The sequence below is a fragment of the Paenibacillus sp. GD4 genome (genome assembly GCF_030846225.1).
Lineage (GTDB): Bacteria > Bacillota > Bacilli > Paenibacillales > NBRC-103111 > Paenibacillus_G > Paenibacillus_G silviterrae.
On record NZ_JAVCYK010000001.1, the window covers coordinates 2,496,065 to 2,510,537 of the forward strand.

Below are 14,473 nucleotides of genomic sequence, written 5' to 3' on the forward strand. Positions count from 1 at the left end.
CTGCTTTTTCTATAATAAGGCGAGAAGAAACAAAAGGAGTGAAGAAACCCATGCCAAGCATCTTAGAGGCTGTGAAAATTCATAAAACCTACGGGAATAAGTTCAATAAGCAGGAAGTACTGAAGGGCCTTGATTTGAGCATTGCGGAAGGGGAATTCGTCAGCATTATGGGCGCCTCCGGCTCCGGGAAGACGACCCTGCTCAACGTGCTCTCCTCGATCGATACGGTCAGCGGGGGCTCCATCCGGATTGAGGGACGGGAAATTACCGGGATGAAGGAAAAGCAGCTCGCGGAATTCCGCAAACAGCATCTGGGGTTTATTTTCCAGGATTACAATCTTCTTGATACGTTAACCGTGAAGGAAAATGTGCTGCTTCCGCTCTCGGTCGCCAAGGTGCCGAAGCAGGAGGCTGAACAAAAGTTCCAGGTGGTAGCCAAGGAGCTCGGTATCTATGAGGTGAAGGATAAATATCCGAACGAGATTTCCGGCGGACAAAAGCAGCGGACCTCGGCAGCGAGAGCCTTCGTCCATGAGCCGAGCCTCATCTTCGCCGATGAGCCGACGGGAGCCCTGGATTCCAAATCCGCCTCCGATCTGCTGAATAAGCTGAGCGGCATGAACGTACAGCGAAAGGCCACGATTGTGATGGTGACGCATGACCCGGTGGCGGCGAGCTACAGCAGCCGAGTTATTTTCATTAAGGACGGGTACATTTATACGCAGCTGTATCGGGGGCAGGAGACCCGGCAGGCGTTCTTCCAGGACATCATGAAAACCCAGGGCGTGTTAGGCGGGGTGCAGGATGAGCAATAAGCATTTGATTTTCCAAAATCTGAAGTCCAACCTTAAGCATTATTACCTTTACGTGTTCGCCCTGATCTTTAGTGTCGCGCTGTATTTCGCCTTCGTGACGCTGCAGTATGACCCTGCCTTGGATGAGACCAAGGGCAGCGTGAAGGGCGCCGCCTCCATCCGCGCGGCTTCCATCCTGCTTGTAGCGATCGTAGGCGTGTTCAATCTGTACGCCAATAACATCTTCGTTAAACGCCGGAGTAAGGAAATCGGCCTGCTCCAGCTCATTGGGATGACGAAGAACACGATCTTTCGCATCCTTAGTGCGGAGAACGGCATGCTGTATTTCGGCTCGCTCGCCGTCGGCACCTTCATCGGCTTCTCCGTATCCAAGCTGATCCTGATGATTTTATTCAAAATCACCGGGGTGAATGGCATCGCAACCCTGCATTTCTCCATGCAGGCCTTGGTGCAGACATTGATTGTGTTTACAGCCATCTATCTGCTCATCATGCTGGTCAACTACATCTTCATCCGGCGCCAGAGCATCCTGTCGCTATTCCGCTTCCGTTCCTCCACTGAGGACCAAGTGAACCGGATGACCGTGGGTGAAGCGGTGATGGGTGGGGCCGGACTGGCGTTGATCCTGCTTGGCTACTATGTATCGTCGAAGCTGTTCGGCGGAGCCTTCGTCTCTACGACAGAACTCTTCTCGGCCATGGTTTTTATTCTGGCTTCGGTCATTATCGGCACGTACTTGTTCTATAAAGGCTCCGTGCTGCTACTGTTTCAGCTGGCTCGGAGAAGCAAAAACGGCTACCTGACGGTGCGGGAGGTGCTGTCCCTCTCTTCGATCATGTTCCGCATGAAGTCGAACGCGCTGCTGCTAACCGTCATTACCACCGTGTCCGCTCTGGCCATCGGGCTGTTATCGCTCAGCTACATCTCGTACTATTCCGCCGAGAAAATCGCCGAGCAATCGGTCCCCGCCCACTTCGCCTTTACGCAGCCTGAGGATGCAGAGCGATTCACCGAATCGCTGAAAGCGAAGGGACTTGAGCATCGCACTACCCAAATTGACGTATTGAGAGCTCACGTCAATATATCGGACATTATGGAATCGCGTGTTGAGGGACTTCTACTGGATCCGGAAAAATTAACGATCCCTGTCATTAATGATACCGCTGCGGGCTTAGGGAATTTACCTGCCGACCAGGTGCTCTTCACAGGGTATAACGATCTGCTTCAGAAGTTTCTGCCCTTAAAGTCTACCGGCACGATCGAGCTGTCCATCGGGCAGACTCCGATGCAGCTGAGCTACCTTGGCCTGAAGAAAAATTATGTTCTTCCGCGGTATTTTTCCGACGGCGGCCAGCCGATTGCGATCGTCGATTCATCGGTATTCGAGCGGCTCCGCAAGGAGCTGGATCCATCCATTCAAAAGAAATCATCGCTTTATATCGGCGTCGATTTGATTCATCCGGGGGAGCTTGAAGCGGCCAATGTGCTGTTTCACGACATGGGCTTCGCCAAGAACCGTGATTATGATTCCCGGCTCGATATCAGCAACACCCAGAAACAGAATATGGGGCTGATCATGTTCATCGTGGGGTTCTTAGGCCTGGCCTTCCTGGTCACCTCCGGCTGCATTTTGTATTTCAAGCAGATGGAAGAGAGCGAGGATGAGAAGCCGTCCTATACAATCCTGCGCAAGCTGGGCTTCACGCAGAGCGACCTGCTCGGCGGAATCCAGGCCAAGCAGCTGTTCAGCTTCGGCATACCGCTCGTCGTCGGCTTGGTACACAGTTACTTTGCGGTACAATCCGGCTGGTTTCTGTTCGGTACGGAGCTCTGGGCGCCGATGGCTATTGTGATGGCCCTGTACACGGTGCTGTACTCCATCTTCGGCTTCCTGTCCGTGGTGCATTACAAAAAAATCATTCGCGAGTCACTGTAAGCTGTCCGCAAACATGCGAACTGTCATTTCCCGCTCGGAAAGTCTGGGAAAGCTCAGCTCCCTAAGGGGCTGGGCTTTGCTTCTTTTATGAAACAAAAAGGACGTGCCCCGAATGGGGCACGCCTTCGCATACGTCTAATGAAAAATTACGAATTTTAAATGATTCCCTTTGAGTACCTCAATAATCTCCGGCAGCGCTTCAACCGTCACTTTATCCTCATGCATTACGTATACGCCCCCGGACGAATCCACCTCCCGGAAATATCGAACGATATCCTCCGGCTTCTTGGCGTGCCAGTCCTCGGGGTCCCGATTCCACATGAGAAGCTTCATCGGCAGCTCCTTGACGGTTGCCTTAAGCTGTTGATCCACTGCGCCGTACGGCGGTCGAAACAGGGTTACCGGTGTATGAGTAAGTGCCTCCAGCGCCTTGTTCGTTTTCGCTATATTGTTTATCCGCTCTTCAGGAGCTGCCTTTGTAAGCACACTATGATCCCAAGAATGATTGCCGATCGACATGCCCTGCTCGTACGCGTAGGTAACCGCATCGGGGTTGCGTACGACATTTTTGCCGACGAACAGAAAGGTTGCCGCCACGTTGTTCTCTTTCAAAATATCGATAATTCGCTTCGTATATTGCGAAGGCCCGTCATCGAACGATAAGGCCACATAACCCTTAGGCAGCCCGTAAAGGCCGTGCCCCTCATCAATTGTGATGACCTCATACTCCTTAGGAGCTGCTGCAGGCGGTGAAGGCGGTGCGGGCTCCTCCCGCTGCTGCCGCTGATCCGGTGCGGCGACGGCGTGCACCGCTTGACTTACAAGAGCATCGCTTGAATTCCCGTCCAAGGCTGCCATGGCAACCGCCTGCGGAGGCACCTCCTCGACCGGATCCAGGACAGGTTCCGCCGCCTTGTGGCTGAAGTGGCCGCTAAGGGCCATCGCGCCTTCCGTCAGCCAGCCGGCTTCCAAGCGGAAACATACGATCACCAGCAGCGCGCTAATGATCAGCAGCCGAAGGGCTGCTCTTGCTTTGCGGGCTGGAACGCGTCTTGCATGCCGCGCTTCGGTACGCTCTTCCTCCCGCTCCTCTTGCTCAGGCCTCATTCCTTCGTCGGGAAGGTATGGAGGTGGCATATGCCTAAGGCGATCGAGCTGGGCAATAAACCGTTCGCTGCATTCGAAATCCAGCTTCATCCGTGTATCATTCGTCATCCGAATGAGAGCGCAGTAATAGGTGGTGCGATAAGGGTTCCACTTGGGATACGGGGATATTCGAACCCTCGCTCCATTCAGCGGCGGGAGTCCGGCCAAACGGACGTACGTGAATTCATCGATATCCATCGTATACGAGGCCTGCTCATCCTGCTGCGTAACGCCGATCTTGATGTAATAGCCGCCACCCGGAGCTTCTCCAAGCGCAAGCAGCTCGATCACCTGTGTGCTTAACGTCTTCATGCAACCTCAACCTTCTATTCCTTAAACTTCATTCCGGAGAAGCCTGATCCCTTGCGCCGGCCTTCGACGAAAAGGGAGAGGTCATGCGTGTGGTAAAATCATTGACTACGTTCACAAGATACGTCTTCTCCTCACGAAGCGCTTCGAATTTTTGCTTCATATGGGCATGCTCTATCTCCAGCTTGTTAAGCTTTTCCTCAAGCTCACTGATTTTTTTGTTTTTCTCTGCCTGCATCTCATTATTTTTATGAAGCAGCGCCGCATATTGATCGCGTTCCACCTCATGCAGGCTTTTGAGCTCCTCGATCTCCTCCGACATGGCCGACTGCAGCTCGCGGAAGTCCTCCATCATTTGATCTACCCGCAGATTTTTGTCAATCAGTCTCTGTTCCAGCTCCAAGATGCTCTTCTCTCGGTCTTCCACCACCTTGTTCAGGTTCTTCAGATCCTTATTCAATCGGTCAATATGCCCATTGGCATGATGCAGACGGTCCTGCAGCTCCTGATTACCAGCCTCTACGTGCTGCTTGGCCTGAATCATTTGTTCTACGGCGAAGACGAGATCTAACGATTTTTTATCCAAAAGGGACTTATTCGCGGTAAAGGAACCGGTTCGTTCCTCCCGGACATCGGAGAGATCTTCGGGGACAGCCGGGCCCTCCGGCATATCCTTGGAAGACATTTGTGCGCCTGAGTCCTGCTCGGGAAGCCGGTCGGAATAGCTTTTCTTTTTTTGGAAAGGAGAAAACATCAGGTTTACCTCACTTTTTCTTAGAAAATGTCGCAATGTGTCGTTATCAATTCATCAATTATAAAATAATTTTTAGTCATTGGATCGGGACTAAAGCACTGATTTTTTACATTATTTTCTTGAGCGGAACTACTTCCGTGGTCATTTTATCCCAATGGCTCGATGCCAACAGAACCAAGTACACTTTGTATCGAAAAATACCTTAGTATATGATACAATAAGTATCATTATATCCATAGAATTTTCCTTTTCTCAGGAGGTACGATCGTTTTGAACAGAATAAGCTCCGCCCGGTATGAGCAATTGGATTCTCTTCGAGGCTTGGCCGCACTCACTGTCGTCATTCATCATCTCTTTCTTGTCCCGTTGGCACTAACGCCTTTCTTCCAGCTCCTATTCCACTTTAAGTCTCCCGCGAAGCTGTTGATTAGCGGCCATGCCGCAGTGCTGTTGTTTTTTGTACTCAGCGGGTTCGTCCTCTCCCTGCCCCTGCACAGACACCAAAGCGTTGACTACCTCCCGTTTCTGCTGAAGAGGCTTTTCCGGATTTACCTTCCCTATCTGGTATCGATTCTGATCGCCATGGGTGCAGCCTCTCTGTTCTATAGCGGTAGTATTGACGGACTAAGCAGCTGGTTTCAATCCTCGTGGAAGCAGCCCCTCGACCCCGCTTCGTTTATGGAGCATATGGTTCTGATAGGAAATATCCATTCGGACCTATATAACAATGTCATCTGGTCACTGATTCATGAATTGCGCATCTCGCTGATCTTTCCCTTTGTCATCTTGCTGTTAAACCGAAGTCATTGGGCCGCGAGTATCCTCGCATGCTTCGTCTTCTCCCTTATCGGCGGCCTGAATAACGTATATCACTGGGAGCTGTCGAACGGCTTCCATACCACTTACTTCGATTCCCTTCACTATCTGTCGTTCTTCATCCTGGGCTCGCTGCTGGCTAAGCACCAGGCCGCCTTCCTGCATCATTACAAGAAGCTCTCTTTCCCGGTAAAAATCACGCTGCTCCTGCTCTCCTTGCTATGCTACATTTACGCAACGTATCCAACGGTGATCACGAATCAGATCTCCTTCCTGGCCCCCTTCAACCCGATTTTGATCGATTACATTACCGCGGCAGGCGCCTCCGGCATCATTGTGCTGGCTCTGTCCTCGTCTGCTCTATCGAAGCTTTTGCTGACCAAGCCGCTGTTGTTCCTTGGCAACATTTCTTTCAGCCTTTACCTGTATCATCTGACCGTTCTGCTCGGTCTGGTTCACTCCTTGCACCAGAAGCTTCCCCTGCCGGTCATCCTGCTGCTGTCGCTGCCGCTTTCCATCGGTGTTTCCGCCGTCATGTGGTATGTTTTCGAAAGACGTTTTGCCGAACAGGGCCGGGCACTTGCCCATAAGCTTGCTAAGTCGCCCATTCCAATAAAGGCCTAATGCCAGACAAAAAAACGTCCGTTCCCGCATTGGGAGTGGACGTTTTTGCATGCTAGATCGGGACGATTATCAGGTAGAGCAGCAGTACGACCGCCATCGCTGCAGCATATTTGTAGTTCGGCACGGCCAGCTCATGCACCTGCTTCTGAAACAAACCCGCCAGCAAATTATTAACCGCTGAGGCCGGAGAGATGGTATTCGATAAGCCCCAGCTCCCCAGAAGAAGAACAGCCAGCTCCTGGGGACTAATCTGAACGGATGCGGGATCGACCCCGGTGGCGAAAATGGTAATCAGCACGATCGGATGAAGCCCTATCATCGATGTAGCCATGATAAGAACCACCGTCAGGATCGAGAAGGATACCGAAACCGGCAAAGGAATAAAAGACAAAATGGCAGGGATATAATCTCCGAACCCGGTCGCACCGATCGAACCGCTGAAGAATCCGGCCGCAAGAAACAGCGTCATCTCCTTCTGCAAAGCGGGCAGCGTCACCGTAAGATGATTCGTAAGTCCTTGACGGTAGGTTGCGAAAGCTCCTTTGGCCAGACACCAGCCCAGTGGAAAAAACACGGCTGCCAGACAGGTGATCAGCACCATAGGCAGCGCAAGCAGCTGCTCCAGCACAAGAACTGCAGCGATGGTAGAAACCAAGTAGATGCCGAGCCCCATGGGAAACACCGTTGTCTCCTTATCGTCGTTAGCCTCCTCCGGTTCCTTCTCCCCTGACAGAGAGAGAGGCTCCTCCTTCTTGAGCAGCTCCTTATACTCCACGGCAAGACTGACAAGAAGGCTTAGGACCGCCAAGCCGAGCATATGAGGAAGCAGAGATGACCAGCGAAGCGTAAGCGAAGAAATCACAACGGCCATCGCTGCAAAATAAGGCGACCATAAAATCGCCCCGGCAAACCCCCGGTTCAACGCATTTGCCAGCAGCAGGTTCATGCCGGGACGCGGCTTGGCATAGACGATATGATACACAACGGGAATGGAGCCGACGTTCAGGAATGCCCCCATAATTTGGGTCAACACCTGTGTTCCGGAGAACAATACGGACTTGTTCTTCACGCTCTTCTCATAGAACCGGTTCAAGGCTTCGATATATTCAGGGAGCCGTACCGGGATACCGAAGAGCGGCGCAAAGATAAACAGGGTGACGATCGTGACATTCATTCCTGCCGCTTGGAACCAGAAGCTCGGCTCTGTCTTCCGAAGGAATAGGAGCACCATCCCTAGAACCAGGAACGAGATCGTAAGCCATAACGTCATCCCCTTCAGCCGGGGAAGCAGCAGGGCGATTGTTACAAATACCAGACCGCCCAGCACCAGGGAAAGCGGCTCCCAGTGCGTAAGCTGCCCGATAATGAACACGACCGCCAATAAGAAAATGGCGGTCCGTTCCAGGGTGGATTTAATAGAGGAACCCTTTAATAAAGACATCCTTATTGAAATTCCCAGCAGCTCAAGCTCAGGCTGCCCAATTGATAGCTTCTATGCAGCAGCTTCGCCTGCCGGTTCTTGTCTCCCGCTCCCATGGCAAGCAGCAAGGGGATGAAGTGCTCATTTGTCGGCACGGCCGCTTCCCCATAAGGCGCTTCTTCCCTGTAGTTGAATAGCGCAGCGGTATCCCAAGCCTCAAGCTTGCTCTGCAGCCAGTTGTCGAAGGCTTCGGCCCATTCGTCCGCCCCATCGCCCTGCCAGCGCAGCCTCCGCAAATTATGAACCGTCCCGCCGCTGCCGATAATGAGAATATCCTGCTCCCGCAGCTCAGATAGAGCTTTGCCGATTTGATACTGCTGCTCATTGCTTAAGTAACGGTTGACGGACAGCGCCACAACGGGAATATCCGCATCGGGATACAGCAATTGAAGGACAGCCCAAGCACCATGGTCAAGGCCTCTCTCCTCATCCAGCACACTCGGGATGCCGTGCTGTGTGAACAACGATTGAATTTGTTCGCTTAGCGAACGCTCTCCTTTGGCCGGATAAGTAATCTGGTACAATTCCTCCTGAAAGCCCGAGAAATCGTATATCGTACTGTACGTATCCACCGCGCTCACCGTCTGCGACGTTTGCTCCCAATGGGCCGAGAACAGCACGATCGCTTTCGGCTTCGGTTTGCCCGCGGCGAACTTTTTGATAAAATCCGTGTAAGCATTTCGCTCCAAAACAATCGAAGGCGCTCCATGGGCGAAAAAATAGGATGGCATCATTGATCGCTCACTCCTTTGTATGAAGATGCACTCCGGCATCCTTTATAAGCCATTCCGTGACGTCTCTTTGATTTTCCTCAGACACCCCGTGATCAGTCGGGTAGAGCTTGAAAGTGAATCGCGGTGTCCGCTTCTCCCAGTAGGCCGCGGTTTCGTGCCCGATGCGAACCGGAAACACGGAATCGTACTCCCCGTGAGAAATAAAGACCGATACCTCTTGCGTACTCTTCAAAGTATACTCCGTTTTTACAAAATCGGGTACATACCCGTTTAATGCTACAATGCCCTTCAGCTGATCCCCCATCGTTAGGGCCAGCGACATCGACAAGATCGCACCTTGACTGAAGCCGAGCAAATATCGCTTAGCCGGATCGATCGGATATTTCTCCGTCGCGTAATGAATGAAGTGTTCCAGCTGGCGGACTGCTTGGTCAAACAACTCCCGGATGGGATTGCCTAAGCTTTTCAGCTCATAATATTGAAATCCTGCGCCCAGTGTAAGATTCCCGCGAATGCCGACAATAATAAACTCATCTGATAGCGGTGCTGCCAGACCATACATATTCTTCTCATTCGACCCTTTTCCATGAAGCGTGAAGATCGTCGGATAAGTTTTGTTCGGGTCCATCCGGGCCGGCAAATGAATGTCATAAGAATAAACGGGATTCATAGAGACATGCTCTCCCTTCGGCGATTACGCTCTTTGTTTTTTGAAAAAGGCGTGGTCGAGAGACAGTGGAGAAGGCTCGGCTGTCATCAGGTACAGTGCAAGCAAAATAAACGCTATATCCAGCTCATAGCCCGCAGCTTGCCCGTTACCCAACAATCCGGCGGAGAGCTTCGCCGTGAAAATGGCACCGATGAGCATGAGCGCCAGCAAGGCCGATACATACCGGGTAAAGAGCCCGGCAATCAGCAGGATTCCTCCGACCAGCTCAAGAGCCGCTACAGCGTAAGCCAATACGCCGGGGACTCCTATGGAGCTGAACCAAGCCTCTACATTCCCTAACCCCATCTGTAATTTACTGATGCCATGGGCTAGAAATAGGATTCCCAGCACCACACGCGTTATAGTCGATACTAAAGTAACTTTCGTCATCTCTTATCGCTCCTTAATATTTATAAGCAATACAAATGTTTATTGCATATGACTAATATAAAGTACAGAACTATGGCGTGTCAACAAAAATATTGCTATTATTAAATTATATTTTGTATTACAAATATTTCTCCGGGGTGAATACGGATGAACATCGGCTCTACTATTAGGACCATCCGCAAGCGCAAAAACATTACCATTGCCCAAATTTGTGAAGAAACCGGGCTCTCCCAAGGCTTCATGAGCCAGGTTGAAACCAATAAAACCTCCCCTTCCATCGCTACGCTGGAAAGCATCGCCAAAGCTTTAAAGGTGCCTTTGGCTTACTTGCTGCTGCAGCAGGAGGAACGAATGGCGATTGTCCGGAGGGACGAACGAAGGATAACCCAGAGCGGAACCGAGCACCTCAAGGTGGAGCATCTTAGCTCCACGAAGAATGTAAGGATGGTGCTGGTCGAGCTGCCTCCCGGCGGCTCCACAGGCCAAGCTCCCCATGCCCATGAAGGGGAAGAGATCCATTTTGTTATGAAAGGGAGAATCTACGCGGAGCAGGGAGAGGATCACGCCGAATTCGAAGAGGGAGATTCCTTCAGCTGGAACGCCTGCACCCCCCACCTTGTGAAAAATATCGGTGAGGAAACGGCCGTCATTCTCATTGCCGTATATGCCGAGAGCGATAAAGGGACCGATTTTCTGTAAGCTCACAGCAAAAAAGAGGCGTCTCGCACAGACGCCTCTCTACCAAGTATTACTCGGTGTTACTTAGTATGATAAAGGATGATGCTGGACAGCTAGTGACGCTCGGCAATCCAAAGTAACACCTGGTACGGCCAAGTATTACTCGGTATTCCGTCCTGTTTAGGCTACACCCATGCTTCAATATCCTCTTCGGCAATGTCATCGTCAGCCTCATCCGGCTGTACGATTGCACGGCCCGCTGGGTCGGGTGGTGCAGCTGCTTGCGGCTGGGGCTGCGTTATCCGGACAGGCCTTTCCGGCTCCGCCTGCGGTGCACTGTGGTAAGCAGCCGCAACCTCTCCTCTCCCCTCGCGCATTTCCCGCATTCCTTCATGAGTGAAGGATCCCTTAGGCAATGAAGCTGTCCCCAGCACATTTCGTTCCGTCGGGATAAAGGCTTGCAAATTGCGTACGCCGTTCTGGTAAATTTCATTCTCGATAAGGTACCGGAGCGAATCCATCAAGTTCGTTTGCGCATTGATCCACTGCATCACCGAGGGATCCTCCGTCTTCTTCGTCTTCAGACTAATATTATCACCGGGCTGTTTCGTTTTTTTCACGCGTTCCACCTTCCGGTCGACCTATGATCTATTATCGGGTCGGTGCTCTTAAGCGGGCTGCGCCGCTTTATTTTTCAGCGCCTCATAAATTTTGCCGCGGACGAAGGCATCCAGCCCCAGCGCATTCATCTGCACCGCATAGTCATCCGGAATGTAGAGCAGCTGCATTTCCCGCTCCACACACAGCTCATCAAGCCTTGGATACAGAAGGGACCGCATCAGAATGCTTCCTCCCCCATAGACACAGATCAGGTCGATTTCATTCCGCGCTTTGGTCAGCTGCCGCTTCACATTTTGCACGATTTGCTTGACCTGGCTTTCCAGAGGAGTTTTCAACGTTCGGATGGCACGGGCATGATACTTGTGCTTGGGATTTTTAAGGACATCGCTGAAGAACTGTCGGGGGCTGTTAGGAAGGTGAATGAGCCTATTGAATTCATCAAGAGCCTCTTCAATCGCATAGCCTGCTCCATGATGGCTTCCATGCACGAACTGGCGCAGAAACTTATTCCCCTCCGTGATCGGATATTCCGTAGACCCGTCACCGATATCGATATGGAGAATTCGCTTGTCTTTAAAATAAAGACCGTTAAACTTTTTGTCGATTTCATATTTTTCGACAAACTCTTGAAAGATATCGCCTTCTCTCCAATTGCCCTCGGCATCCTTCTGCAGGGCGAAGATCACGGGAGTGGCTTCCGGAACGACCTTGGCAAAAGGAAATGCAATTTTGACCGCCACCCGGTGCGTACCCAGATGTACCGTGACGTGATGGGAGCCCGACGTAAACCGCTTCTCGAACTTCGCCGACGTTTCATCGGTATGCTGCGTAACCGGCAGCGCCGTAGCCATGTCCACTTCGAGGTCGATATGATCGGGAAGCTTCTTCTCCTCCTCGTAAGCCTTCTGAACCGCAACGGCTGCAATCTGCGCCAGCGTATTGACCACAGGCAGATCCATATCGCATTTCATATCGATGCCGATTTGTAAATTATCGAGGATCTCTCCGCTTTCCAGAGCAAACTTGCCGACATAATACATGCCCGGGCGCGCGGCTGGAGAATCGATTGTGACCACCAGCTGATCCTGCAAACTTTTGATAAAGCTCTCAGGAGCCTGCTCCTCGCTCCATGGCAGCTCGTCCACCGTACAATTTACATTGGGCTGCTGCACCAGCTTACCGTCTATGATCAGATCATGCTCACTATTCCCGTTATCATTGCCTACGAAAATATGAAAGTTCATGCATTCTTCCTCCCTATTCAGTAGAATACGTCCCAGTATTACCTTGCCATACCTGGTGTTGTATGGGAATCCACTAATAGGCTCAATAGCTGTCTAAACCTTCTGACCTGTGTGGGGCAAATTTCGACTTTCTATAGGGGGAGAAATTTGACGATTGTTCCTGCTTATCCCAGAATGAAAAGGCCCGCGGCGCTTTTTGTTGGCGCCCGGGCCTTTGATGGTTGGAGCTTACTTCGTTGTCTCTGTTGTAACGTGGAATGTCACGTCATACTTGTCCTTAACGATACCATAGGCCGGACTCCAGAACGTTTCTTGGATCGGCATAACGGCTTGTCCACCCTCCTGCAAAGCCTTGTAGATCTGCCTCGACTTCTCCGGGTCATTGGAAGTGATACAAATCGTGACATGGTTCCCCTTCTCCACCGGTTGGCCTGGGAAGGTATCGGAAAACATCAGATCCGTTTCACCTACCTTCAACAAGGCGTGAGCCACCCGGCCTTTTGCCTCTTCAGGCAGCGGGAATTCAGGGTTGGCCGGCATATCTCCAAAGGTCTGGACACCCATAACCTTAGCATCGAGTGCTTTCTCATAAAATGCTATGGCTTCCTTCGCATTTCCATCCATCACTAAATAAGGGTTCATCCGTAAAGTCAACTTCGTTCACTCCTGTTCTCGATATGGTTTACTAATCCATTATTACCTATTTTGCCTGCAAGGAGTACTAAATTTATGTAAAAGCTTGCTTTTCTTGTATAATCCCCTCGGTTTTACTTTTGAGAATCAAGAATAAACATCGACGCATCATGTCCCATGAATATTTTACTTCCAGTATAAAAAGTTTGGGATTGAATATTCCTATACCCTATTTTCGACATCATGCCTGCCAGCTCTGCTTGATCAAACCCATTATGAACGAGATCTGAAGTTATTTTTTCATTTTTATTAAAATCTACGATCAGTACATGTCCTCCCTCATTCAGAACATCAAATAACCTAGATAAAACCAATTCAACATCATGAATGTGAAGCAGAACCTGAGCCATAAAAATATAGTCGGCATGAAAATTCGGTAGACTTTCCTTTTCAAAATCAAAGCATAATGTATCTGCATTATGAATATTCAAAGCAGAAATTTTTTGCTTTATTTGGTTAATCATGTTTTGTGACGTATCCAGAAAAAGCATAGAATGAAAATCGTTTACCAAGTTCATTCCGACAAGACCCGTTCCACAACCAAAATCAATGGCATTCTTACTTTTCGCGTCAACCAGATATGTACGAATGGCATCCGAGGATTCCTTTGCTATTTGGATTCTTTCAGGAGTGTCATACACAGCAGCTATCATTTCAAACTTATCCGTATTTCCCATTAGTATCTCTCCCTTAACTGAAGCGTGATTCACTGCTATAATAAGCTTTGGTCAATAATGGAGTCCTAATACGAGAGAGGTGATCAAATTGACTAAAAATAAATTTCAGTTAAAAAGAGAAGCTACCTATAAGTTGCTCGTTGAAGCGGGTATGACGTGTTTCTCGGAAAAAGGATATGCGGCTACAACGCTCAGTGATATCGTCGCGCGAACAGGGCATACGAAGGGTGCCTTTTACGGCCATTTTACAAGCAAAGAACAGTTATTTATGCATGTGCTTGATTACCAAATTCAATTAACTAACGGATGGACCGATATTCCCAAACAATTTAGTCCTGCGGATACAACACTCGAGGAAGTTCTTTCAATAACCCTACTACGCCTTGGGCAAATGGTAAAGGGGTTCGATAAGTGGATCGTTGTGCTTATCGATTTCTACCAGCAAACCAAACACGATCCGGAGATTCACAGCATGCTCAAGGAGAAATATCGCGAGTGGATTGCAGGAATCGAGGCCTTAGTGATTACCTTGCAAGAGAAGGGATGGATCGCTCCGGATAAGGATCCCCGTCTGATCGCCATGCAAGTAATTGCATTTAACGAAGGGTATGCCGTGTTTTCGATTTTATTTGGAGGGACCGATCCGCAAGCGCATATCCAAGGGTTGGTCAAGTTGATGTCATGAAGCATCGTCCTTTGCTTGTCCTCCTACCTATCTTTGAACTCTTTTCTTGACGAATTCTTCAGGCATCCCATAATATATACTATACGGAATATATTTATTTTAGAGCATAGTAAACGTTTTCGGAAGTCAGTCCGACATTTTCCGCACCGTCCGAGCTTTTAC

Annotated in this window: 15 protein-coding genes; 5 read left to right on the forward strand and 10 right to left on the reverse strand. The window is 50.2% G+C overall.

The window, feature by feature from the left end:
• Window positions 1-50 precede the first annotated feature (50 nt).
• Window positions 51-815 carry an ABC transporter ATP-binding protein gene (locus RAC89_RS11765; protein WP_306613669.1) on the forward strand — a complete coding sequence of 255 codons (765 nt, stop codon included), beginning with the start codon at window positions 51-53 and terminating at the stop codon, window positions 813-815.
• Window positions 805-2,751, forward strand: a complete 1,947-nt coding sequence (locus RAC89_RS11770) for an FtsX-like permease family protein (RefSeq protein ID WP_306613671.1) — start codon at window positions 805-807, stop codon at window positions 2,749-2,751. The genes RAC89_RS11765 and RAC89_RS11770 overlap by 11 nt, the downstream gene beginning before the upstream one ends.
• 135 nt (window positions 2,752-2,886) lie before the next feature.
• Here RAC89_RS11770 and RAC89_RS11775 read toward each other — a convergent pair whose 3' ends face one another.
• Together RAC89_RS11775 and RAC89_RS11780 are read right to left on the reverse strand one after the other, a co-directional pair.
• A complete protein-coding gene (locus RAC89_RS11775; RefSeq protein WP_306613673.1) occupies window positions 2,887-4,209 on the reverse strand; it encodes a polysaccharide deacetylase family protein in 1,323 nt (440 codons plus the stop codon).
• A 28-nt stretch (window positions 4,210-4,237) separates the two neighbouring features.
• Complete coding sequence (locus tag RAC89_RS11780) at window positions 4,238-4,960, reverse strand: hypothetical protein (protein ID WP_306613675.1); 723 nt, start codon at window positions 4,958-4,960, stop codon at window positions 4,238-4,240.
• Window positions 4,961-5,230: 270 nt separating this feature from the next.
• On the opposite strand from RAC89_RS11780, the gene RAC89_RS11785 reads away from it, so the two are divergent.
• Window positions 5,231-6,400 carry an acyltransferase family protein gene (locus tag RAC89_RS11785; protein ID WP_306613677.1) on the forward strand — a complete coding sequence of 390 codons (1,170 nt, stop codon included), beginning with the start codon at window positions 5,231-5,233 and terminating at the stop codon, window positions 6,398-6,400.
• 52 nt (window positions 6,401-6,452) lie between these two features.
• Here RAC89_RS11785 and RAC89_RS11790 read toward each other — a convergent pair whose 3' ends face one another.
• The 4 genes from RAC89_RS11790 to RAC89_RS11805 are packed head-to-tail and all read right to left on the reverse strand — an operon-like array spanning window position 6,453 to window position 9,713.
• The gene (locus tag RAC89_RS11790; protein ID WP_306613678.1) at window positions 6,453-7,841 is read right to left on the reverse strand and encodes a hypothetical protein; all 1,389 of its coding nucleotides are present in this window, start codon (window positions 7,839-7,841) and stop codon (window positions 6,453-6,455) included.
• Between the two features lie 2 nt (window positions 7,842-7,843).
• A complete protein-coding gene (locus RAC89_RS11795) occupies window positions 7,844-8,614 on the reverse strand; it encodes a DODA-type extradiol aromatic ring-opening family dioxygenase (protein ID WP_306613680.1) in 771 nt (256 codons plus the stop codon).
• A gap of 7 nt (window positions 8,615-8,621) precedes the next feature.
• Window positions 8,622-9,284 carry an alpha/beta hydrolase gene (locus RAC89_RS11800; protein ID WP_306613682.1) on the reverse strand — a complete coding sequence of 221 codons (663 nt, stop codon included), beginning with the start codon at window positions 9,282-9,284 and terminating at the stop codon, window positions 8,622-8,624.
• A 24-nt stretch (window positions 9,285-9,308) separates the two neighbouring features.
• Window positions 9,309-9,713: a DoxX family protein gene (locus RAC89_RS11805; RefSeq protein ID WP_306613684.1), complete on the reverse strand. Its 405-nt coding sequence runs from the start codon at window positions 9,711-9,713 to the stop codon at window positions 9,309-9,311.
• Window positions 9,714-9,860: 147 nt separating this feature from the next.
• On the opposite strand from RAC89_RS11805, the gene RAC89_RS11810 reads away from it, so the two are divergent.
• Window positions 9,861-10,412, forward strand: coding sequence for a helix-turn-helix domain-containing protein (locus tag RAC89_RS11810; RefSeq protein WP_306613686.1), 552 nt, complete (start codon window positions 9,861-9,863; stop codon window positions 10,410-10,412).
• Between the two features lie 164 nt (window positions 10,413-10,576).
• Here the strand turns inward: RAC89_RS11810 and RAC89_RS11815 are convergent, their stop codons facing one another.
• From RAC89_RS11815 to RAC89_RS11830, 4 genes are all read right to left on the reverse strand, one after another.
• Complete coding sequence (locus RAC89_RS11815; RefSeq protein ID WP_306613689.1) at window positions 10,577-11,011, reverse strand: hypothetical protein; 435 nt, start codon at window positions 11,009-11,011, stop codon at window positions 10,577-10,579.
• A 48-nt stretch (window positions 11,012-11,059) separates the two neighbouring features.
• Window positions 11,060-12,256: a ParM/StbA family protein gene (locus tag RAC89_RS11820; RefSeq protein ID WP_306613691.1), complete on the reverse strand. Its 1,197-nt coding sequence runs from the start codon at window positions 12,254-12,256 to the stop codon at window positions 11,060-11,062.
• A 228-nt stretch (window positions 12,257-12,484) separates the two neighbouring features.
• Window positions 12,485-12,910: a VOC family protein gene (locus RAC89_RS11825; RefSeq protein WP_306613693.1), complete on the reverse strand. Its 426-nt coding sequence runs from the start codon at window positions 12,908-12,910 to the stop codon at window positions 12,485-12,487.
• A gap of 113 nt (window positions 12,911-13,023) precedes the next feature.
• The gene (locus RAC89_RS11830) at window positions 13,024-13,626 is read right to left on the reverse strand and encodes a class I SAM-dependent methyltransferase (protein WP_306613695.1); all 603 of its coding nucleotides are present in this window, start codon (window positions 13,624-13,626) and stop codon (window positions 13,024-13,026) included.
• 88 nt (window positions 13,627-13,714) lie between these two features.
• On the opposite strand from RAC89_RS11830, the gene RAC89_RS11835 reads away from it, so the two are divergent.
• Complete coding sequence (locus RAC89_RS11835) at window positions 13,715-14,311, forward strand: TetR/AcrR family transcriptional regulator (RefSeq protein ID WP_306613696.1); 597 nt, start codon at window positions 13,715-13,717, stop codon at window positions 14,309-14,311.
• Window positions 14,312-14,473: the final 162 nt, after the last annotated feature.

What these genes read in the sequence shown, in the direction of transcription:
- RAC89_RS11765 (WP_306613669.1), top strand. Translation starts at nt 51, where the DNA reads ATGCCAAGCATCTTAGAGGCTGTGAAAATTCATAAAACCTACGGGAAT.
- RAC89_RS11770 (WP_306613671.1), top strand. Translation starts at nt 805, where the DNA reads ATGAGCAATAAGCATTTGATTTTCCAAAATCTGAAGTCCAACCTTAAG.
- RAC89_RS11775 (WP_306613673.1), bottom strand. Translation starts at nt 4,209, where the DNA reads ATGAAGACGTTAAGCACACAGGTGATCGAGCTGCTTGCGCTTGGAGAA.
- RAC89_RS11780 (WP_306613675.1), bottom strand. Translation starts at nt 4,960, where the DNA reads ATGTTTTCTCCTTTCCAAAAAAAGAAAAGCTATTCCGACCGGCTTCCC.
- RAC89_RS11790 (WP_306613678.1), bottom strand. Translation starts at nt 7,841, where the DNA reads ATGTCTTTATTAAAGGGTTCCTCTATTAAATCCACCCTGGAACGGACC.
- RAC89_RS11795 (WP_306613680.1), bottom strand. Translation starts at nt 8,614, where the DNA reads ATGATGCCATCCTATTTTTTCGCCCATGGAGCGCCTTCGATTGTTTTG.
- RAC89_RS11800 (WP_306613682.1), bottom strand. Translation starts at nt 9,284, where the DNA reads ATGAATCCCGTTTATTCTTATGACATTCATTTGCCGGCCCGGATGGAC.
- RAC89_RS11805 (WP_306613684.1), bottom strand. Translation starts at nt 9,713, where the DNA reads ATGACGAAAGTTACTTTAGTATCGACTATAACGCGTGTGGTGCTGGGA.
- RAC89_RS11810 (WP_306613686.1), top strand. Translation starts at nt 9,861, where the DNA reads ATGAACATCGGCTCTACTATTAGGACCATCCGCAAGCGCAAAAACATT.
- RAC89_RS11820 (WP_306613691.1), bottom strand. Translation starts at nt 12,256, where the DNA reads ATGAACTTTCATATTTTCGTAGGCAATGATAACGGGAATAGTGAGCAT.
- RAC89_RS11830 (WP_306613695.1), bottom strand. Translation starts at nt 13,626, where the DNA reads ATGGGAAATACGGATAAGTTTGAAATGATAGCTGCTGTGTATGACACT.